This window comes from Glutamicibacter sp. V16R2B1, assembly GCF_005774635.1.
GTDB classification, from domain to species: domain Bacteria; phylum Actinomycetota; class Actinomycetes; order Actinomycetales; family Micrococcaceae; genus Glutamicibacter; species Glutamicibacter creatinolyticus.
The window spans coordinates 19421-44208 of sequence record NZ_VATX01000005.1 but is presented as its reverse complement, the minus strand read 5'-3'; the positions used below and the strand labels follow the sequence as shown (position 1 = coordinate 44208).

The 24788-nt window shown below is 62.4% G+C and carries 28 protein-coding genes and 1 tRNA gene; 3 read left to right on the top strand and 26 right to left on the bottom strand.

All coding sequences use genetic code 11. The annotated features are described in order from the left end of the window. Positions 1-88 precede the first annotated feature (88 nt). The gene (locus FDN03_RS02435; protein ID WP_138173771.1) at positions 89-511 is read right to left on the bottom strand and encodes a hypothetical protein; all 423 of its coding nucleotides are present in this window, start codon (positions 509-511) and stop codon (positions 89-91) included. Between the two features lie 73 nt (positions 512-584). On the opposite strand from FDN03_RS02435, the gene FDN03_RS16910 reads away from it, so the two are divergent. Then, positions 585-1184, top strand: coding sequence for a DapH/DapD/GlmU-related protein (locus FDN03_RS16910; RefSeq protein ID WP_283205474.1), 600 nt, complete (start codon positions 585-587; stop codon positions 1182-1184). A gap of 5 nt (positions 1185-1189) precedes the next feature. Here the strand turns inward: FDN03_RS16910 and FDN03_RS02425 are convergent, their stop codons facing one another. The 4 genes from FDN03_RS02425 to FDN03_RS02410 all read right to left on the bottom strand — a co-directional run bounded on the left by FDN03_RS02425 (position 1190) and on the right by FDN03_RS02410 (position 10444). Next, positions 1190-2893, bottom strand: a complete 1704-nt coding sequence (locus tag FDN03_RS02425; protein WP_138173767.1) for a hypothetical protein — start codon at positions 2891-2893, stop codon at positions 1190-1192. 101 nt (positions 2894-2994) lie between these two features. Further along, positions 2995-4941 carry a hypothetical protein gene (locus FDN03_RS02420; RefSeq protein WP_138173765.1) on the bottom strand — a complete coding sequence of 649 codons (1947 nt, stop codon included), beginning with the start codon at positions 4939-4941 and terminating at the stop codon, positions 2995-2997. 338 nt (positions 4942-5279) lie between these two features. Beyond that, entirely contained in the window at positions 5280-6065 is a 786-nt protein-coding gene (locus FDN03_RS02415) for a hypothetical protein (RefSeq protein ID WP_138173763.1), read from the bottom strand. 89 nt (positions 6066-6154) lie between these two features. Beyond that, the gene (locus FDN03_RS02410) at positions 6155-10444 is read right to left on the bottom strand and encodes a phage tail tape measure protein (RefSeq protein ID WP_138173761.1); all 4290 of its coding nucleotides are present in this window, start codon (positions 10442-10444) and stop codon (positions 6155-6157) included. 77 nt (positions 10445-10521) lie between these two features. On the opposite strand from FDN03_RS02410, the gene FDN03_RS02405 reads away from it, so the two are divergent. Next, positions 10522-10941, top strand: coding sequence for a hypothetical protein (locus FDN03_RS02405; RefSeq protein WP_138173759.1), 420 nt, complete (start codon positions 10522-10524; stop codon positions 10939-10941). On the opposite strand, the gene FDN03_RS02400 is transcribed toward FDN03_RS02405, so the two are convergent. From FDN03_RS02400 to FDN03_RS02345, 12 genes are all read right to left on the bottom strand, one after another. Then, entirely contained in the window at positions 10938-11156 is a 219-nt protein-coding gene (locus tag FDN03_RS02400) for a hypothetical protein (RefSeq protein WP_138173757.1), read from the bottom strand. The two genes, FDN03_RS02405 and FDN03_RS02400, sit on opposite strands and share 4 nt — an antisense overlap. Positions 11157-11269: 113 nt before the next feature. Then, a complete protein-coding gene (locus FDN03_RS02395) occupies positions 11270-11929 on the bottom strand; it encodes a hypothetical protein (RefSeq protein ID WP_138173755.1) in 660 nt (219 codons plus the stop codon). A 27-nt stretch (positions 11930-11956) separates the two neighbouring features. Beyond that, entirely contained in the window at positions 11957-12181 is a 225-nt protein-coding gene (locus FDN03_RS02390; RefSeq protein ID WP_138173753.1) for a hypothetical protein, read from the bottom strand. A gap of 104 nt (positions 12182-12285) precedes the next feature. Further along, positions 12286-12807 (bottom strand): hypothetical protein, encoded by a 522-nt coding sequence (locus FDN03_RS02385; RefSeq protein ID WP_138173751.1) that lies wholly within the window; start codon positions 12805-12807, stop codon positions 12286-12288. A gap of 2 nt (positions 12808-12809) precedes the next feature. Next, complete coding sequence (locus FDN03_RS02380; RefSeq protein ID WP_138173749.1) at positions 12810-13022, bottom strand: hypothetical protein; 213 nt, start codon at positions 13020-13022, stop codon at positions 12810-12812. 11 nt (positions 13023-13033) lie between these two features. Next, positions 13034-13459 carry a hypothetical protein gene (locus FDN03_RS02375; RefSeq protein ID WP_138173748.1) on the bottom strand — a complete coding sequence of 142 codons (426 nt, stop codon included), beginning with the start codon at positions 13457-13459 and terminating at the stop codon, positions 13034-13036. Next, a complete protein-coding gene (locus FDN03_RS02370; RefSeq protein WP_249354236.1) occupies positions 13459-13830 on the bottom strand; it encodes an HK97-gp10 family putative phage morphogenesis protein in 372 nt (123 codons plus the stop codon). Before FDN03_RS02370 ends, FDN03_RS02375 begins: the two co-directional genes overlap by 1 nt. An 11-nt stretch (positions 13831-13841) precedes the next feature. Continuing rightward, a complete protein-coding gene (locus tag FDN03_RS02365) occupies positions 13842-14261 on the bottom strand; it encodes a DUF6093 family protein (protein ID WP_283205473.1) in 420 nt (139 codons plus the stop codon). Next, entirely contained in the window at positions 14261-14638 is a 378-nt protein-coding gene (locus FDN03_RS02360) for a hypothetical protein (RefSeq protein WP_138173744.1), read from the bottom strand. The genes FDN03_RS02365 and FDN03_RS02360 overlap by 1 nt, the downstream gene beginning before the upstream one ends. A 30-nt stretch (positions 14639-14668) precedes the next feature. Further along, the gene (locus tag FDN03_RS02355; RefSeq protein ID WP_138173742.1) at positions 14669-15739 is read right to left on the bottom strand and encodes a hypothetical protein; all 1071 of its coding nucleotides are present in this window, start codon (positions 15737-15739) and stop codon (positions 14669-14671) included. Positions 15740-15757: 18 nt separating this feature from the next. Continuing rightward, positions 15758-16114, bottom strand: a complete 357-nt coding sequence (locus tag FDN03_RS02350; protein WP_138173740.1) for a DUF2190 family protein — start codon at positions 16112-16114, stop codon at positions 15758-15760. A 5-nt stretch (positions 16115-16119) separates the two neighbouring features. Beyond that, on the bottom strand, positions 16120-17313 hold the full coding sequence (locus FDN03_RS02345) for a hypothetical protein (protein ID WP_138173738.1): 1194 nt from the start codon (positions 17311-17313) through the stop codon (positions 16120-16122). A gap of 23 nt (positions 17314-17336) precedes the next feature. Here FDN03_RS02345 and FDN03_RS02340 point away from each other — a divergent pair, with 23 nt between their 5' ends. Then, a complete protein-coding gene (locus FDN03_RS02340; protein WP_138173736.1) occupies positions 17337-17504 on the top strand; it encodes a 3-oxoacyl-ACP reductase in 168 nt (55 codons plus the stop codon). On the opposite strand, the gene FDN03_RS02335 is transcribed toward FDN03_RS02340, so the two are convergent. From FDN03_RS02335 to FDN03_RS02295, 9 genes are all read right to left on the bottom strand, one after another. Next, positions 17484-18536, bottom strand: a complete 1053-nt coding sequence (locus FDN03_RS02335) for a phage minor head protein (RefSeq protein WP_138173734.1) — start codon at positions 18534-18536, stop codon at positions 17484-17486. The genes FDN03_RS02340 and FDN03_RS02335 overlap by 21 nt on opposite strands. Positions 18537-18687: 151 nt before the next feature. Then, positions 18688-20202, bottom strand: coding sequence for a hypothetical protein (locus FDN03_RS02330; RefSeq protein WP_138173732.1), 1515 nt, complete (start codon positions 20200-20202; stop codon positions 18688-18690). A 21-nt stretch (positions 20203-20223) separates the two neighbouring features. Next, positions 20224-21726 (bottom strand): phage terminase large subunit, encoded by a 1503-nt coding sequence (gene terL, locus FDN03_RS02325; protein WP_249354233.1) that lies wholly within the window; start codon positions 21724-21726, stop codon positions 20224-20226. Between the two features lie 12 nt (positions 21727-21738). After that, the gene (locus tag FDN03_RS02320) at positions 21739-22224 is read right to left on the bottom strand and encodes an HNH endonuclease (RefSeq protein ID WP_138173730.1); all 486 of its coding nucleotides are present in this window, start codon (positions 22222-22224) and stop codon (positions 21739-21741) included. A gap of 216 nt (positions 22225-22440) precedes the next feature. Next, positions 22441-22512 (bottom strand) — tRNA-Gln (locus FDN03_RS02315). Positions 22513-22946: 434 nt separating this feature from the next. Continuing rightward, the gene (locus FDN03_RS02310) at positions 22947-23639 is read right to left on the bottom strand and encodes a hypothetical protein (RefSeq protein WP_138173728.1); all 693 of its coding nucleotides are present in this window, start codon (positions 23637-23639) and stop codon (positions 22947-22949) included. 128 nt (positions 23640-23767) lie between these two features. Continuing rightward, positions 23768-24025, bottom strand: a complete 258-nt coding sequence (locus FDN03_RS02305) for a hypothetical protein (RefSeq protein ID WP_138173726.1) — start codon at positions 24023-24025, stop codon at positions 23768-23770. Positions 24026-24087: 62 nt separating this feature from the next. Further along, on the bottom strand, positions 24088-24357 hold the full coding sequence (locus FDN03_RS02300; RefSeq protein WP_138173724.1) for a hypothetical protein: 270 nt from the start codon (positions 24355-24357) through the stop codon (positions 24088-24090). Then, entirely contained in the window at positions 24354-24596 is a 243-nt protein-coding gene (locus FDN03_RS02295) for a hypothetical protein (RefSeq protein WP_138173722.1), read from the bottom strand. The genes FDN03_RS02300 and FDN03_RS02295 overlap by 4 nt, the downstream gene beginning before the upstream one ends. Positions 24597-24788 lie beyond the last annotated feature (192 nt).

Below are 24788 nucleotides of genomic sequence, written 5' to 3'. Positions count from 1 at the left end.
TACCGGCGTTCACGAGGCTAGTAAGAATCGCCCCGAGAGTACCCCCACCAAGGAGGGTGATAGCTGCCTGAGTGGCATCCATACTTGGCTACCTTTCAGGGTCATAGGCGTAACGTCGAATGCTGAACCACCGTTTAGCGAAGTGCGCGGCCACAATCAGCACCATGCACAACTGGGGGATCCGGTTCCCCGACTCCGAGACATGGGATGACCAGATCGTCACCCCATAAATCACCGTGGACCCAAGGCAAGCGATAGTGGCGGCACGCTCAAACAACCACCACCCCGGCAACACGGTGACCGCGCCAAGCACGCCGCCGCAGATCAGCATGACCGACCAATAGAACGTCAACCCCTGCCCCGCCGTCACCTCCACACTCCTCGGTGGTTTAGCCAACGCCGCCCACCCCGCCGCCAACGCCAACAGGTACACAACGAACTGGATCACCGACACAATCCGTGGCTCCTGAATCTTCAACCACAACGCGAGCGGCCAATTACGATCAATCACAACTCCCCCTCGGGTCAGCACGACAAAATGGGTGTGGCATGGTGATCCTTTCAGGGAATGTATGATCATATTCATGTCTGAGATGGTGGATAGTGCTTTGCATGAACGTCTTGAAGCGTTAGAAAGCGCAGTCGTGGAGCTGCGCAAACAGAACAGTGAACTCAAGCAAAAAATGGCAGTCCGACGTGACGCCCCGTACTTACCTAAGTACTTCACCGCTGGTGCTGACTGCACCATAGCCATCGAAACTACGTTCTACGCCAGCCAGCCCCACAACCCGATTAGTATCGGTTCCAACTGCACTATCCGGCGAGGAGCTGAGTGGATCGGCCCGATCACCGTTGGCGACCGGACAATCTTCAATCGGGACAGCTATGTTCGAGCCAACGTCACCATCGGCAGCAGGGTCAACGTGGGAGCGTTCGTGCGCTTCATCACTGACAGCCACGAGATTGGCGGGACATACCGTAGAGCTGGCAAAGGCTCATTCCCGCCAATCAAGGTAGGTGATGGGACGTGGATCGGTGCTGGTGCCATCATCCTCGGTGGTGTCACCATTGGGGAGGGCGCAGTCATAGCTGCCGGCACGATTGTTAATCGCGACGTCCCATCACACACCCTTGTGGGTGGCGTACCGATGCGGACCATTCGTGAGCTGCCCAGCGATGTGTGAACGTCTTAACCCCACGCTTCAGCGAGCCGGAATGTCACCGAGTCGGTGGTGTTCCCGGCGATCGCTGAAAACGCCACGGGTCGGTCGCCTGATGAAAGATCGATGGACCGAGAAGCTACGTAGGCCTGTGACTTATCGCCAGCTAGCAGGCGTCCCAAGAATCTTTGAGCCGCACCGTCAGCTGTTGCCACCATTTCGAACTCCACCGCGAAGTGGGAACCCCCAGCCAGCCCGGCCGGAAGCGTAACCTCAGCAGCCAACGAGGTGGCTACTCGCAGGAGAATACGGTAGTTCGCTTGCATCGCCTGGTTACTGGACGTGGTTCCCCACAGGACAAACTTCGCTCGCTTCCCCTTGATTGCGAACCAGTCGGCACGCAACAGGCTCGCCCAGCTCACTATAGACTTCTCCGTTGCCGCACCAGTAACTACTCGCTCCGTGTAGTCGGAAGCGACCATGAGTAGGGGGCGGTGGCCAGTCCTGACGGCAGGTGGAGCGCCCGAATAAGCATCCCACCCGGTAAGCGTTAGCTCAGAGGAGTTGCCCATCGACAAAATACGGCGCGTGTTCATATCTGCCCCGGCACCCCAAACAATCGAGGTTTCGTTATGGATCTCGCTGTTCGTCAAAACGATGCCGATGCCATTACGTTTGAACTCAGCCAAACGCATGTTAGCCCCGGAGTAAAGTTGCATCTCCAGGCCAACATCGCAGTCATGGATATTGATGTAGTCGAAATGGCCTACACAGTTCTCCTTGGCTTTCACGCCTACATGGCATTTGCGGATGATCATCTGTCCCGCAGAGTCGGGCGCGCCTCCGAAGTCACGGGTTACGCCGAACAGTTCTGAGATACCGTAGGTGCAGTTCTCGATGATCCCGCCAATGACGGTGTAGCGGGTCATTCCGACGATGTTCCCACCAATTTTTGCCCCGTCTACGTGGACGTTTCGCCACTGAAGGTAAGAGCCGCCACGCGCATCGACGGCGTTGTTGAACGCTCCAACGATTTTCAGGTCTTGCAACCACAGGGTTTTGCCGTCCCCGGCGTAAATGCCGGTGTTGGCCGTTTCGTCCGCGGCCTTGTCGATGACTGCTGTGGGGATACTTGGGTGTCCACCGACTACTGGACCGATGATCTTTATGAAGTCATCCTGTGCTGTAGTGCGGGTGGTGGGCAAGGTAATGCCGCCCTTGTACGTGCCCGGGCCGACATCGATGATCACCGAACCACGAATGACTGGCCCCTCACTCGATAGCGAGTTCACGGCGGTTTTGATCTCACGGAACGCAGTCTGCTCGGTGCGACCGCTATTCGCATCGTCTCCGGTGGCGCGCACATAGATGGTCCGCGTGGCCCCACGGGTGCCACGCCGGGCAATGAAACCGTTCTCCAATGCCGCCCGGGTGGCGGTATCGGCCCCGACGTAGGAAGCCACCTGCGGATCTGTGACACTAGCGCCCCCGTAGGGGCCTTCCGGGCCGGTCGGACCGCGTAGAGAGTCCAACCACTGCGCGATAGATCCTTTATACCCGTTGGCTACGGCCACATCATAGGCGGTAGAAACCCCTGCCAACAGTTGCTCGAACTCTTCGCCCTGAACCGTCAGGGCAGCCTTCAACTGGGACGCTGTGCTGGCGATCTGGTTTTGTGTAGTGTCCACTCGCCCGTTCAGATATGCTTCGGTGGATACGATGGCCGAATCCACACTCCATGCCATATCACGGAAGTCCCGTGAAGCGACGTTCGGGGCGTCTCCGGTACTCGGGTACGGGATGCTTTTTCGAGGTGTGTAATTGACCAATTCCGTTACGCCCTTCCTGTTGGATTGTTTTCGAGCGCCGCATATGTGGCGCTGCTCCATGCTTGTTCGAGTGCTGCATAGTTCCTGCCCTGATAGGCGTCCTCGAAGTCTTGGTAGGTGGTGTGTGTTGTGCGTACTGTCAGCGTTCGCACGGACAACGACATCTGTGCGCCCGCGTCATCATGGGACTCGGATTTGCCGATGATCAGCGCATCCATGCTGAACCCGTAGAACTTTTTTGATTCGACAGTGATCACGTCTCCAAGTTGAAGGCGCGGATCGTAGGCGATCTGCACGTCTGTGAGCGTGATGATGCCCGTTTTGAGACGTGCCGCCAGCCAGTCCCTGACCCGTGTGGCGTCCGCTTTCTTCCCATATACCCCTAGCTCATGCTCCAGCGCAGGAGTCCAAGACGGGGCGCCGGTTGATGCGGTCACGTTGGCGTTAGTGAAGTTTGCCAGGCCACGCCCCCGGAGGATTGGCAGCGGCGCAGATAACCATTTGGCGTATACGGCGGTCGATTCAGGCGGAGCCATCATGGACACGTCACGCGTAGACGGGTTTCGGTGGCGCATCAACCACCGTCGGCCCACCTCGATTTCCTGTGTCCCAATAGCCAGGGACGTGTCGCGCACGTAAGTGTCTCCGTCACCGGACCGGTACACGCCCCCGTACCACGAGTCGCGTCCAAGGTTGAAGTTCACGATGTCCGACAGAGTGATGGCGGAGAACGTCATGTCAGGTTCGAACCATTCAGCGTCATCGTCGGGGCCGATGAACTCTTCAATGGTTTCCCCTGCCCCTACCTGCTGGCTGTTTGACGGCTGGTACAGGAGCACTTCGTACCGCTTGGATAGGGTCAAGGCGGTCTCCCGATATTCCACCCCGACCTGTTTGCGGCGTGTCAGCAACGCTTCCATCCAACCCAGCTCAAATATGTCCTGAGCAGTGGTCACAGTCCTGACCGGGGAGCCAGCGTGAAGCACGTTGGTTGGGGCGAAGTTCAGGACACCATGTTCATCGAAGAAGATGGCGGTCAACGTTGCCTGCCCAACTTCACGAAGAATATCCCCGGCCTTGGTGTCCAGGATCGTGTTCGTGGCACCCATGGACTCCACAAGACCCTTACCCCAAGCTTTAACCGTCGAATCAAAAACTGTTGCGACCGATGCTTGCCATCCAGCCAATGAAATTGACCCAGCTTGCGCAGCAATCGTGCCTGTAGTGACGCGTACGTCCTCCAGAACTGCATCAGCTTGATAGGTGCGATTCACGGGAATTGAATGAGCGATTTCCGAGTTGGGTGTGGTAGCCCCTGTTCCGCTGGTCGGAACCACAACCCTAGCCGTTGTATCACCGGGCCGCACAAACACTTCTATCCAAGGCTCCGAACCCCATGCGGCAGAGAAGGATCGAGTGGTTTCGAACTGGATTGGGCCATCATAACCGCCCGAACGAACCGTGTAGGTCAAAGTTATTGTTGATCCAGTATGCGCGCCACGGACAGCAATAGTGGTGCCGTCCGAGAACTGCGCTGACATTGCCGAGTTATTGCCATGCCACCGCAGCCACAAACGTAAGCCCCCAGGAGCCAAAGACACCGCGGGGATGTATCGAATCGTCCCCGCTTCCAGGTAGGTGTATCCCTTGGACCAGCCAATGGATTTGTCCGCCGAGGCAACCTGCAACCTGCCGACGCTGGCAATCAATGAGCCTTGAATCTCAGTCTCAACTAGCCGTGTTCCTGAGGTGACTTTAGGGACTGCGACCCCGTACCCTGCTGCGCGCATTGCCCGGTAGGCTACGTGCCAAGGCTCCAAGGCGGTTCCGACATGCTCCCAGGTGATGCTCGGTGTGGAGGGGTCGTAGGATGCTGGCATGAGTTCGGCTGCTGCCGGGATCGATGTCAGCGCAGAGAGTGAGTCGCTGTCATCAACAATGTCGGAGGTCAACGAATCTCCGCCACCTCGGGTTACGTCGATGCGGCCAGTGAACACCCGCCAAGACGTGGCGCTGTCGCCCACCCACACCTCTACACGCGCACCAGGGGCGGGCGGCCACCCGGCGCGGCGCTGCCACGGGAACTCCGGGCGCTCTTGCACCACGGTTTGTGGCGCCCAACGGATTGATCCAGTCCTAGCCGAAACACCGGACACCCCTGCAACGGGGTCAGGCAGGTCGCTAGAAATTTCGCCATCTAGAGAGACCGATGCCACCTTGCGCTCGACACCATCCACTAAGACAATCCGGCGCCATTCAGGGATACCAGAGGCCAGTGCTCCGTCCTGCATTAGAGTACCTCCGATACAGTAAACCCGGCGTTCATGAAAGTTCTGGTGGGATCAGTGAGCACAAGCCCCTCAGACACGCCGTGAACTACGGCTGCACTACATCCGCGCCCATCAGAAAACACCGGGGGTGGAACATCAGTCCAGGTCACCTGAGGGCGAGTCAGTCGGAGAGTCTGCGAACGCGCACCCACAGAGACGTAATAAGCGTTATCCGGAGCAACCCCCGAGGCCGAAACTCGCTGCATACCTGCACGGGCTCTCCCTGCACCAAAGTGCCCCCGAATATTGGCGCCGTTCACGTCATAAAATGCCACCCAGATCTCGGGGGCGATTGTCCCGTCACCTTCAACCTCCGCAGTGAAAGTCACCGGCATACCAGGAATCACAGGAAGCCGACGAACGAGCGGGATGCTCTGAGTACCAACAGCGTTCACAAGCACAGACATAGGCGCGAATGAACCATCCGACACCTGCACCGGCCCACCATTCGCCAACTCGTCCCGCTGCTCACGCTCCACGAGTGCCGCCTGCCGTGGCGTGAGAATATTCGTATTCAACGCGTCCGGAGACAAGAACCACCACGGACCAGCACCCCACGCCCCGCGAGCGAAATCCTGCAACACCGCCAAATCGGCCGGGGTGGAAAGATCCCCCCAACCGATCTGCCACTGCCGGGCCGAGATCGGACGCACCTGAGCACGCACACCACCTTCAACCGTAGGCGTCAACGTGTACCGGTCACCGTGCTCAGTGGACAACGATGACGGGCACTTGATGTTGATCATCCGCCCAAGAGTGCCGAGATAAGTCAATGAAGCCTCCTAGGGCAAAAGGTGAGGCGGGACGCTCGGAGCGTCCCGCCTCACTGATTCAATTAGCGTCGGCCACCGTACTGCTTAGCGACTTGCTGCATCGTTCCGTAGAACTTACGGCCATCGATCTGCACCATCGGCTGCCAGCCAGCCATGCCAGCCTGCACAGCAGCAGCAATAGCGTCCGCGGAAATAGGCGAGGACGCGGACTGTGCGGATGCGTACCGGGCCACCTCCGGCGACGGCGGCACCGCGAGTGCGGGCGGCGCCATCAGCCGTTCGGCAGCCTTCGACACGTCACCCACCTTGGACAGGATGCCCAACTCGGCGCCCTCACCAACATGCACACCGGCCTGCATCATCACCCTGGACGGGGACTTGATACCAAGCGAACGTTTGAACGACTTCTCCGCGCTCTTGCCGAGCTTGTAGAAAGCGTTCTCCACGTCCTTCGACTTGCCCTGCAACCCACGCACAAGCCCATCAGCGGCATCAACACCACCCTTATACATGGACTTCGTGACAGAATCGCCAGCCTTGCCCGACCAATAATCCAAGCGCCGATACTGTTTATTCAGCTCCGACACTTCAGACTTCGAACCAGCCAGCAACGCGTCCGCTACCTTGCCGCCCTCAGCAGAGCCAAGCCCAGCGACTTCCTCAACAATCGCCGCCGAGTACCCCTTACCGCGCAGCTTGTCCAGCTTCTTACCGAAACCAGCAATACGGTTCGCGGCACCCTTCGCCGTGTTGATGATGCCCTTAGCGTTCAACGTTTTGTACGGGCCCACAATGGAATTCATGGAGCCGCTCAACGCGAACTCGCCACGCAAGTCACCGGCCACCGCGTCACGCACACTGCGCAACTCGTCAGCCTGCTTAGTAGCCTCTTCCAACGCTGTCTTCAACTTCTCCGACCGGCTAGTCAGAGACGCGAGCGCCTTCTCAAGACCTGCGGCGTCCTTCGCAGCACGCTTCCTAGCAGGGGCCGAATAATCGGCGTTGCGGGATACTTCCAGCAGCTTGTCCACCTGCGACAAACCAGAACCGGAGGTGAACGCGTCGGTGATCGTGCCGCGGCGGAGGTCGACACGCAGATCCCTGCGCGATTCACTCAACCGGTTGGCACGTTCCTTCGCGTCCTTCGCCGCCTCAGCGGACCGCTTGGACTGCTCCTTGACCGCTTTCAGTTCGGCCTTGGCCGCGTCCAGCTGATCCTTCGCCGCAAGTTTGCGGGCACGGTTGGCCTTGTCGCCGCTGATCCTGCTGTAGGCGCGTTGCAGGGACTGGACACGCTTCTCAGCGGCCCCAACCCTGCCACCACCAGCTAACCCGACGAGCTGTTTCATCATGTCTATGCGGGGGTCGTCGCGGTTGATCATGCTGAGTAGTTCGTCGTGTTTGTCGGAGGAGCGCCGGTTGACCACCCATTCCCGGTCATCGACTCTCGCGATCGGCACACCCGCGGCATTGACCGCGAGGATCTTGTCGGTGCCGAGCCCGGTGGCCGGGAGGCGGCCGCCAGTGTCGAGGCCCGGCAGTCGCCCGCCGGCTTGGCGGTGTGCACCTACCGCGGCACCAACCACGGAACCGAGCGGGCCACCGATCACGGAAGCGACGATGGTCGCGGTCCGCTGCCGGGCCAGGTTGGCCAAGGTTGTCTCTGCTGTGCCTGTGATTGCTTCGGCGTTGATCTTCGCGGTGCGTTTCTTGCCCGCGGTGGCGTCGATCTTCTTCCCGGTTTCGGTGGTGCCGGTTTCGCTGACCTTGATCCTGCCGTCTGGCAGGGTGGTGACGATGTACCCGAGGGCTTCCAGGGCTGACTTCACTTCGGGGCTGTTCTCGGTGATCGTGACCTGGCCGTCCGGGGTGGACTGCACCAGCTCGTGGATCTCCGTCAGCTTCGCCGCGAGGTCACCGGTGTTGGAGTCGAACTGGATGTACACGGCACCGGGAATCAGGTTCATCTGATCCGCCAGCTTCCCAGCTGCTTCAGCACTCATACCCATCGCGGTAGCGTTCTGGATGAACGCTTCCCGGCCCTGCGAGATAGTGGCGCCCAGATCACCAGCGGTTGCGCCGGCTTCGCGTTGGGCTTCCATTGCTCGGAAAGTCGAGGACGCGATACCGTCCAGGGCGGCCTGGTTGGCGCGCCCCTTCTCGGTGGTGATGTCCAGGTTCTTCCCGTTCTCTGCCGCGGCCTTACCGGCGGCGTCGAACGCCTCCTGCATGCCGCGGAGGGCTTCACGTTCACTCAGCACGACCATGCCAGCGTTGACCATTGACTGATAGAAATCGTCAATGGCTTTCGCCGCGTCCTCAGCGGACGAAGAGGTCAAACCGAGGTCGGCGGCCAGTGCCGAGAAGTCAGCGTTATCCCCCTCAGCAGCGGCAAGCTTGAGAGCTGCAGCGTACTGCGGGAAAATCTCGGCCAGCTTCTCCACCGGGAATCCAGCTGCATCAGCCTTCTCCGCGATCTGATCGTAGGCTTCCGCGGCCGCGTCGGCGTTACCCGACTTCGCCATGGACGCCAGCACGCCGTCCAGCTGTTCGAAGTTCTTTTTCGCGAACTCGAAGTTGGAGGATGAACGTGTCCCGAACGTCAAGAACTTGGACACGTTCTGGTCGATCTTCTCTGAAATCGACGGGTCGCCCATGATCTGGAATGCGTGCTCGATGCCGGACACATCGAGCCCGTTGAACCAGTTCCCGGTGCCACTGAACATCGAGTCCAGGTCACCAACAATGTTCCCGGTTCCCAGCAGGGCCGCGTTCATCTCGTCAATTTGAGCGAGATCCCCAGAGGACACCATGGAGCCAATCATCGGGCCGACGGTGGCCATCGCCAACAGTCCCTGGGCCGCGAGTTTCGCGCCCTTGCCCAGCCGGGTCATGTTCTTCTCGGTGCGAGACACTGCGGCGTCGATGGTGACCATCTGGCCCCGGGCCTTACCCGCGGCGACACCGGACGCGTCCAGTCCCTTAGCGCCGATGCCCGCCGCGCTACCGAGGGCTTTGAGGCCGCCGATAGTCGTGGTGATGCCGGGGACGATCTTCATAAGGGCGCCAGCGGCCAGCATGGACACACCAGCGATACCCGCGATAGCGGTCAGGGCGCCCTGTACCGGTGCGGGCAGATCGGCGAACCAGCCCGCCAGGTCAGCTATCGCGTCGGCGATGCCCGCAACCACGGGCAGGATCACAGATCCGGCGGAGATCGCTGCATCCTTGATCGTGTTCCAAGCGATCTTCACCTTGGATTCAGCGGTCGCGTAACGCTTGTCTGCTTCCTCAATCAGCGCCATGCCGCGGTCGTATTCTTGGGCGCCCATGGTCATGGCTTCACCCACACCCGCGGATGCGAGTGCAAGGTTCTTCATGGCCAAGGATTCGCGGATGCCCTTGATGCCCATCTCGTCCAGCACGGCGTTCATGGACTGGCCACCGGATTCGACCTGACCAAGCCCCTTGAGCAGGGTGTCCAGGGCGCCGGAGGCGTCTTCCTTCCATGCCTTCTGGAACTGTTCAGAGGTCATGCCGGATGTGGTTGCGAATACGCCGAGCTTTTCGCCGCCACCGTCCACGGCCTTGCCGATCTTGGTGAGCACCTGGGTCATGGCGGTGCCGCCGGCCTCAGCCTCGATACCGACTGCGGACATGGAGGTCGCCAGGCCCATGACTTGGCCCTCGGACAGGCCAGCCAGCTTGCCCGCGGCGGCGAGGCGCATGGACATGGCCATGATCTCGGATTCGGTGGCCGCGAAGTTGTTGCCCAGGCCGACGATGGTGGCGCCGAGGCGTCCAACCTCTGATTGGCTGGTGCCCATGATGTTCATGAACCGGGCCATTTCCATGGCACCTTGTTCAGCGGTCATGTTGGTGGATTCGCCTAGGTCGATCATGACCTTGGTGAAGTCCACGACGTTGTCTGTTTGGATGCCGAGCTGGCCAGCGGCTTCCGCCACTGCCGCGATCTCCGTGTGGGTGGCTGGCAGGGTGCGGGCGAGCCCGCGCAGGCCGTCCTCTACCCGGGCGAGCTGTTGGGGCGTGCCTTCCACGGTTTTCTTGACACCGGTGAACGCTGACTCCCAGTCCATGGCCGCTTTAGTGGACAGCCCGAGGGCGCCAACGATTGCGGTGCCGCCGGCGACCATGCCGGTAGATACCTGGGACCAGGCTTTCTCGTGGGCTTTCGCGGTCTGGGCGAGCCTACCGATACCTGATTCGGCTGTTTTGCCGGCGGCCTCGGTTTTCTGGGCGGTTTCTTTGGCCTTCGCGGCCGCGGCGTCCATGTCCTTCTTGAACGCGCCAACCTCTGCCCGGATCCGAACCACGATGTCACGAGTCGCCACAGGGCACCACCTATTCAGTTATGAGCCCCCCGCAGTGTTGATAGGCTCTTGGCATCATCACTCAGGGGGAAATTGTCTTGAAGAAATCGGCCATAGCCGTCGCCTTACCCATCGGCCTACTACTCACCGGGTGCGCAGCCAGCACGCCGGAACCCGCCGCCACACCGTCAGCGCCGGCACAGGTGGAAGTGCGCTACGAAGTGGACTTCGAAGCAGCCCACAAAGGGCTGACCAGCAAGACCCCCTCCGCAGACATCACCGTCTCAACACCGACAGGCACCGTGCAGAAGACGGTGGACCTGCCGATGAAAACGAAAGATGGGCAGACTGGGGTGCGAGGCGACGCCCCTGCAGGCTCGCCGCTGTACATCTCCGCGCAGAAAAACGACGCCTACGGCTCGATCACGTGCCGGATCTACTCGTCGGGCGAACTGATCAGCGAGAACACGTCCAGCGGCGACTACAGCATCGCGACTTGCAAGGGCACCGCCCGCTAGTCCTCCCACACGGGGTAACGGATCTTCCCGGGCATGGGGTTCTTGTCGTTCTCAGCTGCTGATTCCTTGCCTGCGCAGGCGTGGCAGATTTCCTCGTGCCACTCCACCGTGCCCACGTTGTGATCCCCGAACGCTTTCGACGCCGGGACACCGCACGAATGGATGCTGTCCTCGTACTGCTGCAGAGCCAGCGCCATGATCTTGTCTTGTTCCACAAACCGCCCGTTGTCCTCCCGGAACCCGAGCAGCACGGTGATCGGTAGCCTCCATGACCGCGCCGTGCGGGCCCACCCGACTAGGTGGCCCCAACGGCGGGTGGCCATGGCCTCTACGATTTTGGGACAGTGACCTCTGGGGTTTCATTGTTCGCCTTGTCGGCGGCGTCAGCGAGCAACCCGGCCTGGGCTTCACCGAGCTTCTCGTAGAGGGTGCGGGTCTGGTCGAGATCCAGCTGGACGAACTGGTCGCGGACCTGCACGCTGGTGGCCTGGGCGATCATGCGCAGGGTGGTTTCGCGGTTGATCAGGTTGTCGGTGAATTCCTTGACGCCGATGCGCACGTAGGCGTTAATGTCGGCGGGCACGGTGATTTCCATGCGCTTGCAGGTCTTCCTCGCTTCGTCGCGGCCGAGCTTGGCGGCGGCGTCGATCTTGTCGGAGCATTCGGACAGCACGGTTTCGCGGATGCTGTCGATCTCGGCGCGGGTCAGCGCGGTGACCCGGAAGACGCGCTTGGATGCGTCGATTCGCTGGTACAGGTCCGCGATCTGGGCGTCGAGTTCGGCGTTGGGATTGCGTTCCCCGCCCAACGCTTCCTCACCCTCCGGCGCGGCGGGCGCATCGACCTTCTGCGCTTCCAGCGCGTCGATCTCGGCAATGAGGTCGAGGCGGGCGTACAGGTTCACTGTGTGGGTGGTGCGTTCACCGGTGGCCAGCCACTCGTTCAAGTCGAGTTCGGTGGACGGGGTGGGGGTGATCTGGTCGTTCATGGTTTGACTCCTTGAAAGATGGTGGGGTTAGTCGATGACAGGGATATGGATGGTGTGCTTCGCGTAAGCCGAGCCGTCCGGGCCGATGAACCTGGTGCCGTCCTCGTTGAACTCGAACGCGGTCACGTGAACCCCCGTAGGGTCGATGCGCAGTTCGCTGATGCTCTCGGGGGTGAATCCGAATGAGCGGATCAGCGCGGTGAACTGTTTACGGGTCAGAGACTCCGGCACTCCGTGGATGGTCTTGGCCATGGTTGACTCCTAAAACTGTGGTGACTCCAGTGCGGGGGTTTAGAGTCGCGGCTGGGGTGGGAGTCAGGTCACCCCAGCCACGACTGGTCTTTGTGATGCCGGGCTTAGCCGCCAGCAGTGGCCACCACGGCCCGCGGTGCGAAGGACTGAGGCGCGAACTCCTGCCGGAACTTCTCGTATCCGGCGTTGTCCAACGACATCGGACGCGGCGACAGGGTCAGACCCTCCATCACAGCGACCTCGTCCCCCGCCTTGTACGGGGCGTCCTCGGCCTTCTGCCCTTCCTCCACCTGGCCGATACGCTCCACCAGGTAACCGGGAAGGCCCTTGCGGGTGAACGTGGTCCAAGCGACGTCGTCGGCTTCTTCCTTGAACCGGAACATGTCGAACCCTGCCTCGAAGGTGTCCATTCCAGGGGCGCCCGCTTCGATGGTGTCGCACGGGGACGGGTCGGTGATGATGTTGGTTCCAGTGACCCCGAACTGGTAGTTCGCGACGGTCACACGGCAGGTCAGGTTGACTCCGGCGTTGAGTTCTTCCGGGGTGGGCTTCGTGATATCCGCGATGGTTGGCACCCAGTCCAGGCGTCGGTTCGCGGTGTTGAGCATCTTCGGTCCAAGGCGCATAGCTACTTGCCTTCTTTCTTGTTGGAGGGGGCTGCTTTGAGGTTGGGGAAGCGCCCGTCAAGCCAGGTTTCAGGGACGGTGCGGCGGAGCACTTCTCCCGTGTTTTTGTCGTAGACCTTCACGCTCTTGTTGGGGTCGTAGACGCGGGCGGGTTCGGTTTGCTGGTCGGTCGCCGGCGCTTCTGCTGGCTCGGTGACCTGTTTCTTGGTTGCCACGGTGGGCCTCCTTAGTTGGTGGTGAGCCGCCACGGGAGCGGCAGGAAGAACCGGGCCGGGGTGCCCTGGTTGTCTCGGACCGGCTTTTCTACCCGGAACCCGTCCGGGTCAGGCAACAGCCAGTGGTTACCGATCCGCGCATTCGTGAGAGCTGCTTTGACGGCCACAGCCACAGCCCGGGCATGCGCCGGAGTCGGGCCCACACACGTGGTCTGCGGCGACCAGTCATGCACCGTCGTGTCCGCCAGACCGGTGAGGTCCCGCTCCCCCGGCAGATCATCGGACAGGCCGGAGAACACGACCACGTAAGGGCGGATATACCCGGCCCCGTCGGTGGGGAGCTTGGTCGGGACGTCCCCGTCAAAGACTTGGCCACCCAGTCCGGGGATTGCCCGGAGGGTGGCCAAGAGTTGTTCGGTGAATAGGGTGGCGTCCATCAGCCCCCCAACGCTCTGTCAGCGATTTCGGCCATGGCGACTTCGAACGCTGGGGTGTGCTTGTCCGCGGCAGGGCCGAGGGATGGTTGTGGGGCCATGCGGCTCGTGCCGAATTCCAAGTACGTGGCGTATTCGGCTCCGGCGCGCACCTCTGCCTCTGGGGAGTCCTGCGACACTGAGCGCAGATCTGAGGTTTTGATCGCGCCCCGGTGGAACCCGGTGTCCACCGGTGCCAGTGTCTTCGCGGTGGCTTCGATGTCCTTGGCGGTTTTCTTCACGGCGACCTTCGCCAGCTGGCCCGCAAGTTTCGGCACGTTGCCAAGGTCAGCGGCCAGGGTGCGTAGTTCGGACGCATCAAATTCGATGGACACAGCGCGCCTCCTTATGGGTTTTGCTGGGTCTGGTTTTCGACCGCCGTAAAGTCGTGGGTCCACAGCAGGGTGCCGGTCATCCGCTGCTTGAGGATGTACTCGACCCCGGCGTGGGTGACGATGTCGCCCCGCTCCCCCACCCGCAACTCCGGCACCGGGTACTCGTCTGTGTACGGGAGTTGGATCAGGTACTGGCGGGACTCGGTCGGCTGCTCCACCGGCACCGAAGATTGCTCCCGCTTGAGCTCCTGGATCCGGCACTGCCCAGACCAAACCCGGGTGCGGCCTGACCAGTCCTCCGGCTGCGGCCAAGGTGCAGGGCCGATGTCCACACGGTCTACCGTGCATGCACCGGTCATGACCCCAGCCGCAACCGGGCGATGATACTCAGCCCACCCGTCCGGGATGATCTTCTGGTTTGGGAATGGCATCAGAACCCGACCCGCCATTCCTCAGCCTCGTGCCGGATCCCGGCCCCCGTGTCGATGATCTCGAACCCGCCTTCAAGGTCGGGGTCTTCATCATCGGCCCGGGCACGCAGTGTGAGGGCTTGCTTCCGCAACGCCTCAGCCACCGCCGGGCCGTCCGTGGACAAGTCCTGGGTGCGGATCTTCTTCGCCACCAGCACCTCAGACACGGCTACGGCTTCCAGGGCGTCGGCGGCGGCACGTAGCACCGCCCACCGGGCCCCGTCCTCCCAACCCTGCAACTCCAGGTAGACCTGCAAGGTGGAGTTATCGATCAGGTGCGGGGTGCCCATGTCTGCGGTGAGCGCTCTAACCTGTCGGATAGGTGTCTCGTAGTCCACGAACACCCCACCCCCTTTCGACTAGTCGGGCTAGGCTGCGCCGTTGGACGCCCAAACGCCCTCGGTGAAGCCCTTGTCGATGCCGAAGAACGTGCGGCCCCGGTAATGGATGGTGTCATCGTTGAACGACCCCTCGTCCACCGGCACCTGGCCGCCGCCCACGTGCTCGCCCTGGTCACGCTTGACGCGGATGTCCACGTTGCCGTCGTGGCCTTCCAGGCCGGTGTCGATGATCGACGGCAAGTCGCCGTCCTTGCCCTGCACCAGCGCCCACGCCTTGGACTGGTTGCCGCCCAGGGCCTTGCCGATGGTGCGGGACTCCAGCGGGGTGACGATGCCGCGGAACGGGTTCTCCACCTCGGTGTTGGTCTTGCGGGTGCCGTTGGTGGATTCCATGACCAGCTTGGAGGCGTTCAGGATGCGGTTCACTTCGCCGCGCAGGCCGGAGCCATGCACCAGGTACAGGGAACCGACCTCGACCTGGTCGCCGCGGTGATCCTCCCGCAGAGCGAGATCCTTGATCGCGCCGTCCAGGGCTTCGGGGGTGAAGTTCACCGAAGCGACCGACCCGAAGAAGTCGCCATTCCAGGCGCCGTCCTTCACCAGCAGGTCAGCGACCGCGTTGTTCTTCGCACGCACCGCGCCGTTGCCGAGGAAGGTCGGGAACTTGGCCAGGTCGGAGAACATGCGACGCAGGCGCAGCTCGAAGGTCAGCCCGTAGGTCAGGCCCCACTTCTCGGTGCCGTGCCACAGGTCGGTTTCCTTGAGCTTGCCGGCCTTGTATTCCTCGCCCTGTCCGACGCGCTGGAACGCGTCGCTGGACCACAGGTCAACGAGCTTGCGGCGCTCGAAGTCCGGGGCGGTGGTGGTGGCCAGGATCGGCTCGAATTCGTTCACCGCGGCCTTCTGGGCGACGATGGCCTTCGCCTGGAAGGCGTTGCCCAGCAGGACGGGGAAGTCCGAGGTGGTGAATGCCTCCACCAGTTCGGCCTGCTTGATCGGGTTGCCGCGGCGGTTCTTGCCGAAGAATTCGGCCGCCTCCTTGACGCGCTCCTCGGGGGTGCCGGCGGCTCGCCAACCGGCCTTGTCAAAGTAGCTCATGTTGTTTGGCTTCCTTTCTTAGGCCCCGGCGCCTGCAGGGGCGGGGGCGGTGTAGCCGAGTGGTGCCACCTCGACGGGTGCGGCGCCGCTGGTCTTGGATGCGAGGGCGATGCCCCACGGGGTGTTGCCGGTGGCGGTGGCGGTCAGCTTCCCGGCGCTGGTGATGTACACCGGCAGGCCCTCGGTAGCGAGTGCCCCGGTGACTTCGATGTCCCAGGAGCCGTCCAGCCAGATGGTGACCTTCTCCCCGGTCTTCGCGTCGATCTGGGCGACGCCCGAGATCTGGCCGACCTGGACCGGGTCGCCGGACTTGATGTCACGAGGCGCGGTGACGGCGATGTGTAGGGCGTTGGTGTAACGCTGGTTCATGGCCATGGTGGTTAGTCCTCTCCGAGCGCGGCGACAATGTCGTCGTTGCTGATGGTCTTGGATTCGGTGACGGTGCCGCCGCCCAGCCCGCGAGGGGTTCCCGCGCCCTGGTCGGCTTCACGCTTCGCCGCGGCTTCGGTGACCTCGGCACGGAACGCGTCGGCGTCGAAGTCCTCCGGGGTGGCGACGGACTCAGCCAGCCGGGTGTACAGGGCGGGCGCGTCTTCTCCGAACGCTTCGGCGACGATGCGCTTCGCCTCAGCCAGCCGGTGCTTGTGGGCTTCTTCGGCGCGCTCCTTAGCCTCCTTGGCGCGGGCGTCCTTCTCGGCCTTCAACTCTGCTTCCAGCGCGGTGGCCCGGCTGGCGGACTCACGAAGCTGGGTCAGCTCCGCTTCCTCAATCTGGGTGGTTGCCATGCCGGCATCCTCCTTCTTGTTTTCGGTGACCCCAGCCGGTGTGACAGGGGAAATTACTGGGTCATACTCGACACGGCGCCGCACCTCGACCGGCTCCCCGGACAGGGTGACGTTCACCCCGGTCAGCGCGTACTGCTGCCGGAAGATCTTGTTCCGGGTGTCGTAGTAGACGTACGTGTCATCGTGATCGCGCAGGTACACCCACGTGTCATCGCCGGCGTACTCTTCGCGCAGGGCCGCGGACAACCACATGTAGACGTCATCCGCTGTCGCTTCTTGAACTACGGAACGCGACTCAATGGCCTTCGCGGACTCCCGCAGCTCCGCTACACGGCCCCCACGGCCAGCCACGGTTACCAGGTCGGTGCGGTTGAACGGGTTCGGGATGATCCGCTCCACCACCTTGCTGCCGGATTCGTTGACGCTGATCTCGGCGCTGGCGTAGATGCTCGCCCCGATGTGCTCGTGGAAGTCCTCCACCAGGTCACGCCACGCGGACGCCACCTTGGCCTCGGCCTGCAGCGCCCCGCCTTCACCCACGAATGCGTCTTCTTCCAGCACGAGCGCGAGGTTTCGCAACGAGCCTTCGGGGCGTTCCATGCGTTCGGTTTCGGTGTCGTGGTCGATCATGCCGAGGGTGCCGCGGGGGAAGGCTTTCTCCTTGGCGGCCTTGGCGATCACCTCGGGGCTGTACTCGCCGGAGCTACCAGCCCCCGGGGTGATGATGGTTAGCAGGACTCGGCCCGGCCCGCGCCGGGTGGCAGTAGCCGCTTCACGAATGAATGCCATGAGGTTTCTCCTAAACTGGGTGCATGAGTGCTGATGACGCGAACGACAACCCCGGCGCCCCCGGCGAATGCCCCGGGCACGCCTGGAAGGTGCACGGCATCTACCTGCGGATGACTGGCGGATCCATGAGCGTCAAATGCAAATGGTGCGGAACCGTCAGCTACCGGCCATCAGCCAGCGACGGCATGTAGATCCTTCACCGGTGTGGCGACATAGCTGTCTCGCCACCCGTCGGTGTGGCGTTTGGTGGCGAGGTCATCCCACCCGATGTCCCCGTCCTGCAGCAGCTGGAGGCGCTTGGGCCCCATGATTGCGAGTTGGCTGTCTTCGGTGAGCCCGTCGAACCAGTTCTTCGCGTCGGGGAAGTCATCCTCGGGTTCGGGGACCGTGGTGAAGCCAAGTTCTTTCCAGGACTTGGTGACGTCCACCCGGGCGCAACGGCAGTTAGCGTGTCCTTCGGGCCCGAATTCGTCCACGCTGTGCATGGTCCCGTGTTTCGCTAGGCAGGCGGGGCAGGTCCTGCGGTCGAGGGTGCATTGCCACCGCCACCCGGCCAGCAGGTCTCGGTTCTGCTTGGCTGACGCCAGCGACCCAGCCCTATGCGCGTCGATTAATTCAGTCCTGGCGATGGTCAAAGCCCGTGCGAGTCCCCCGTTGAAGTGCCCCTCGGTGGAAGCGATCAGCTTCCGGGCAACTTCTCTAGGATTGCTCCCTACCGCTATGCCGCGGATTAGTTCTTTTCGCATGGCCGCCACCACCCACCCAGCCAGCGGCCTGGTGGCCGAATGGATTTGCTGGGTGGTGCGGGCGACAATCGCATCCAAAGCCCCAGGGTCCGGGGCGTCCAGATCGAACCCGACACCTGCCGTCGCCGGTGGGAGCTGGGTGCGTAGGATCTGCTGGTGCCCGTCCACCGCGTCGAGGATCGCGCCGGCTATCTCGTTGCCGATGATCTCGTCCGCCGCGGCCGCTAGTTCGTTGAGGGTGGCGCGAGCTTGCTTGAGCGCGGATTGGAGTTTCCGGTTTCGTGCGATGACTGCACGGGGTAACCGGCCTTCCGCGCCTTGGAGGAGTTCGAGGAACGCCTCGTTGAACAGGGGCGCGAGGTCATCCCACGCCTCTACCCATGCCCGGGTGAGCGCTACGACTTGCTCGTCTGTGAGGCGTTGCAGACGGCGGCGGGTGTCGGCGGCTGCCAGCAGGGTTTCATCTGTGACAGCCACCAGATCACCACCTAGTCCTCGTTGTCTGCGAACAGCTCGGTGAACTCGTCAACTGGCAAGAGGCTGTGCGCCTCGTACCCTCGTTCCTTGGTGCCTGCTGTCGAGCAGTAGTAGCAAGGGCGGCCAGTGCAGCAGCAGGTATGAGCCATAGCTACACCTCCGCCGGGTCTCGGCCTTGCCGGTACGCGTCCACCGCGGCCTGACCAGCAGCCACCAACGGGTCCAGGAAATTCCCGTCCTCGTCCTGCAACTGCTCCAGCCACTCGTCCACGTCCCGCACTTCCAAGGCACGCATCATCAGCTCAGCGATCAGCAGCGGCGGGATGTGCCCGTCCGCCTTCTCCAGGGCGTTCATCAGGGTTTCCATGGACGTCTTAGAGATGTCCGGGAACACGATGGTCAACGTCCGGTCCGCCTCGTCCGGGAGTCGTGCGTAGAGCCGGTCCCCGTCGCGTTCCACGGTGCCGCGTAGCGGGCCGCGGGGTGCGATGATCGCCTGGTCGATGACGTACCCGATGATCTGCCGGCGCGCTTCACGCCACACTTCTTGCCGGTTCTGCATGACCAGCTCGGTCGGCTTGTCCAGGGTCTCGGCCACGGCCCGGGCACCGGTCTGACCCGGGTCAGCGAGTAGCGTGGTGACTGGTATGCCGAGGGCGGAGGCGACCATGGTGGCCAGGGGCCGGGCTGATTCGGAGTCGATGGTGGCACCGGTCTTGGGCACCGCCTCCAGTTTGCTGTCGTCGGTGCTGTTGAACGTGCCACCGGCTTGCATGGTGGACATCTTCTCCAGCTCCCGGCGGCCAGCGGCGGCGGTGCGTTTCCCGCCCCGGCTGGTGCGCTGCCAAACGATCTTCGACAGCGCCTTCATCAGGACCGCCCAGTCCTCCAAGAACTCCTTATACCCTCGCGCCCAAGGCAACGCGGCGTAGGCGTCACCGATGCCGTACTGCCACCCGGTGAGGTCGTTGACCTTCACATGGTAGATCGGAGCATCCCAAACGATCTCGTGCCCGTCCAGGTGGCGAGAACGGATCTGGGGCCGGTACGCGTAGTGCGGGTGGTAGCTGGTGACCTCTTGATCGTTGCCGGTGGCGTCGCGGCGCGCCCACACGCGCTTGTAGAAGCGGACAGTGAGTGAGTCCTCCGGGTCGGTGACCTGCTCCTGAATCTCATGGAACGGCAGAATACGGGGCTTCACCCGCCCGGTGAGCGGGTTAGTGAACAGGGCGAAGAACAAGTTCCCGTCGGTGCCGAGTGCTTGCTCGTTGCGGACCTGCGCCTGCGCACCGGTGAACACCTCCCGAACCTCGGGATTATCCAGCCAGTCCTGCACCAGGGCGTTCACGTCTTCACCCGCCGCGGTGGTGCCGACACCTTGCCCGAACACGTACGCGGCCCGCAGCTCCAGGCCGCGCTTGATTAGGGGGTTGCTCAGGGCGTAGACGCGGCAGAGTTCGGCATTCTTGATCCGAGCATCCTGAGAGAACTCGCGCTGCCCCTCAAGGCGAATACGCTCCCACCCAGCATCTTCCCGAGCCAGCTGTAACGCGGCAAGAGATTCCTGCATCGTTTCCAGCTTGTGCTCCATGGTTGCCAGCGTCCCAGAGGGGAACGTCTCGGTCTGCACCTCAGCGACGGTGCCAAGCCCGTAAACCACGCCCATACTCGGCACCACCTTCCATATTTAGTAGGGCGACAGAAGCCACCCACGTTCGTCCAGCAAGTCGTACTCTTCCGGCTGCTCCAGCCCATCCCCATGCCCATCAATCCGATGCAACAGCAACTGATTCACAGCCTGAGAGAGCGCGTCCACGGTGTCATCATGTTTCGATGGGAAGTTCACCAGTTCCTCGCGCAGATCCTCCACGTTCGGCAACAGCCGGGCAGTGGGGAGCACGATGTCCTTGGAGAACGCCAACGGAGACACGGCCGATGCTCGGGCCGACTTCGACCCCAACGGTTCGACCGGGATCAGCCCGTAAATCTGCTTCTGCAGGGCGTTGATCACCGCGGGACCGTTCGCCGCGTTCTCGATCAGGGTGGCCACCACTTGCGGCCACTTGGCCCGCATGGCCAGGATCGCCTCGCACGTGTCGTTGAAGTTCATGCGGCGACGCACCTGATCCAGCAGGTAGGCCTTGTGCCCGACGCGCAACCACACCTGCAGGGCCACATAGTCGGAGTTCTTCGAGTCCGAAAAAGTGAGGTCGCCCGACATCAGCATCTCGTGATCGTCCCGGTCCATGCCGGGGATCCAGTGGGTGCCGTCATCCTTGACGATCCACATGGGTTCGTCGTAGGTCGCCCATTCGCGGGGGAAGATTCCACCCTCGTCCGGGGTCGGTTTCTGCTGATACAAGGCAGCCCAGGAGCGGGGGCCGGTGTCGCGTTTGCGGCGCTCCCACTGTGCTGGGGTCATGCCGCGGGTGGTTTCCATCCACTCGCCCGGTTCACGGCCTAGCGGGTCGGTCTCCCCCAGTTCGGGGCGGTGGTCGGCCTGGGCGGGGATGCTGACTACGCGCCATTCGTCGCCGCCGTTCTCCGGCTTGAGTACCTTCCCCGCCAAGTCCTCAATGCTCCACCTGGTTTGTATCAGGATGACCGGGGCGCCGGGGGCGAGGCGGGTCATGGCTACTTCTCGCCACCAGTCCCAGTTGCGTTCCTGGTAGCGTTCCGAGTCGGCGTCTTCGCGGCCTTTCACCGGGTCATCGATGATCATCAGCTCGGAGGGGCGGCCAGTGAGGGATGATCCGACACCGGCGGTGAACACTCCGCCTTCGTGGCCTTCCAGGATCCATTCGGATTGTGCGGCCACGTCGTTGCGGATGGATAGGCCTAGCTGTTCGCCGTGCTCGTTGATGTCATCGCGGATGGTTCGGCCCCACCGGCGTGCGGTGTCGGTGTTGTAGGAACAGATGGTGACGCGGGTGTCGGGGTTCTGGGTGAGTACCCATTCGGTGAACCGGCGGACAGCTCGTTGCGATTTCCCCATCTGGGGACTCATTGCGATCATGAGGCGTGCGTCGGGGGTGTTCCACGCCCACACCAGGGATTCGTCGATGACGTCCATGGCCTTGGTCTGTTTAGTGCGTGGGTCGAGCGCCTGGGCGAGTTGGCCGGGGGTTTCCCACTGTAGGGCGGGTGTCTCGAATTTGCGGGCGGCGATCTCCCAGATGCTGGCTGTCACCGCCCGGCCCTCCTATGCTGCCTTACGGTCCGCGTCGTTGTGCGTGAATAGCTTGTTGCGCAGTTCAATGGCCGCGGACTCAGCTTCTGCGATGGTGTCGTAGTAGCCGCCGTTGTACTCGCGGTAGTTGTGCTTCACGCGGACCCGCCACGGCTTGCCGCCGCTGGTGTTGCGGTGGACTCCGCGCACCCCGGTCGGGCTGTTGCGGTTTGGGCGAGTGAGGTTTTCCATGTTCTGTTTTCGGCTGGTCACGCGAAGGTGGGACGCTTCGGCGCATGCCCGGTTGCCGCAGATGTGGTCGATGTCTGCACCCTCAGGGATTGGGCCATTTGCTTGTTCGTAGGCCCATCGGTGGACTCTTACGACTTGTTGGCCGTCCCACATGACGCCGTAGCCATTGGGGCGGATAGCTCCGGCCCACACCAGGCATGCGCCTTGGCGTTGGGTGCGGGCGGCGAAGGATGCTTGCGGGGTTTTGTATGCGATACGCTTGGTCATGTTCTCGCCCTCTCTTGGCGGGTACACATGAACCCCGGAGGTTGCAGCCTCGCGGGGTTCTCTTTTTCTTGGGTTGTTTGACGGCGGCTTGCCAGCGGTGCCTCTACTGTTGGTCTGGGGTCTCGCCGTCAAGTGTGTGTGGAGCAGGGTGGGCTCGCCGTCTATACGCGGGTCTTGGCCGTCCTTCACCCGTCTGGTGGGTGTTGACTCCACTCGCTCTCCACCGAGGGTTCGAACCTCGACTAACGGCACCAAAAACCGTTGTGCTGCCAACTACACCAGCGGAGAAGGTGCACTGCCGCGGAGTCGAACCGCGCCCATCCGAGTCTTGCTCGGTGCTTTACGCAGCTGCAGTGCTTCGTGGCCCGTTTCTATTCGGCGGGGCCGGGCCGTGCAACCTTTTACCGCGTCTGTGGGGACGGTTGGGGCTGCTTCTCACCACTCTTGGGGGTGTGGTGTCGTGCGCGTCTCGGTCGTGAACCGGCGGGGGCAGGCCCCGGACGCGCTGCCGAACGCTCCGTCGTGGAGGTCTTCGGCTCCCCGCTCGTGTCGGGGCTATTTTGTTGTGCGTGCGTTGGGGTGCCGGTCTTGGCAGCTGGCCCACAGTATGGGGGTTGTGGCCCTGCTCTCGGCGGTCTTATTGTCGATAAGCTTTCCCCGTGGCTACGCAGATCGCGCCGCTAGTTACAGTTCTTCGATCTTGATTCCAACTTAGTGACAGTTCAGGCTTTTTGCAACTCGCACACGCTAGTTTTGCGTGTACTACTTGCAGTTTTCTGCATGGCAAGGAGTAGTTCGGCTGGGGTGTGGCCCTCCTGGCGGGTGGTGATGTCGCAGCGGGCCGCGATTTTGCCTCGGCGCACCCACTGGCGGGCGGTCGCGTATTTGATCGGGTAGCCGGCCGCGTTCAACGCTTTCACCACGGTCGCCAACGGGGCGAGCGTGTGCCAGGCTTGGCTGATCCGGTCGGTGATCCTCTGGGTGGCGTCATGTTCGCGGTGGCAGGTGTCGCACCGCCCGGTGGTGGCGGTTTCGTGGCCGAGGATGGTCCCCGCGCACCGGGTGACGGTGTTGTCCTCCGCCAGGCTGAGCGCCCCGCACTCCCCCAACGGGCGCTTCACCAGTGGCCGGTCAGCGGCTGACAGCACACGCCGTTCAGCGTCGACCAGATCCGTGTGTAGGTGGCCGACGTAGTCGCGCTGCCAGAGGATGTTCCGGTTCTGCCATAGGTAGGCGGCGGCCTGTTCGGGGCGGGTGAAGATCCGCAAGCGCCCGGGTTCTTCCTGGTTGTTCACGAACACCGCCCACTCCACGAGTAGGCGAACGCATTCGCCTAACCGTTCGGACATGTCCAGGTTCACCGGGATCCCCGGCGCGCTGGTGCCAGCCGAACCAACACGGGGCGTGACCCCCATGTTCGCCAACGTCTCACGGGCAGTCCGCAACGTACCGGGTGCACGATCCAACAACGCGGTGAGCCGGTCATGGCAACGCCGGCAAAGGTACAGCTCCCCCGTGGTCGGGGTCTCACAGTACTGGCAGGTCATGCTTCCTCCAGGGTGAGTAGGGTTTCCGGTTGGATGCGGACGATCTCGGTGCCGCCGGGGAACCGTTCGATCTCGATCTCTACCTGGTGGATGGTGATGATGCGTTCGCGTCCTGCTGCCATGTCGGCGTGGGTGGTTTCATCGATGCGGGTGGTGCGGTGTTGCGTGTTGATGATGATGCCGGCGTAGGTGGTTGGCTCGGTGATGCGTTGGCCTTTGTTGTCTGGGGTGAGCCATTGGGCTTGGAGTTGCATGCTTCTTATCCTATTTGGCCGGTGATAGTGACGGGGTGGGTTTGAGCTTCGATGGTCACGCTTTACTCCTTGGTGATGGTGAATTCTTGTCCGGGCTCCACGCGCTCCCATACCGTCTTGCTGATGCAGAATGACCGTTGCTTGCCGTCCCTGGTGTCGAGGGTGATGCCGTGGCAGGCAGGGTGCATGACGGGCACCATGACTTTGCCGGACATGATGAAGCTGGTCCAGGGCGGCTGATAGTACTTTCCGAGTACGTCGCCGGTGCCGGTCCATCCGCAAGCGGTGAGCAGGAGGATGACCGCCGCGAAGGCTGGCATGATCCGCTTCATGTGGACACCCCCGTGAAGGTGACGGGGTCTTGGGGGTTCACGGTGATGTCCCGGTACATGGGCCCTTCACGGTGCGCCCACCATCCTTCGACGCGGTAGGAGATCTGGACCCAGTCTTTGCTGGTTAGCAGGTGGTCGATCTTGGCTGATACTCGTTCTCCGGTTTCATTGTCGGTGGCGGTGAATGCTTTGCCGATGTCGTTGCCGGACAGATACCGGGCTTCACGGGTTACGGTCATGGTTCCTCCTTGTGTTGGCTGTTATCAGGGTGCGGGGTTGTGGCGTGTACCGTTATGCTGGCGTGCAGTTCACTTGTTGTTGGCGCTCTCACTTCGGCCACGTTCCCCCGGTATGCTTCCATTTGGAACCATGCGCGCATGAACCGGACGTCGGCGGGCGGGAACACGGCCTGCCACACTTGCCATACGATC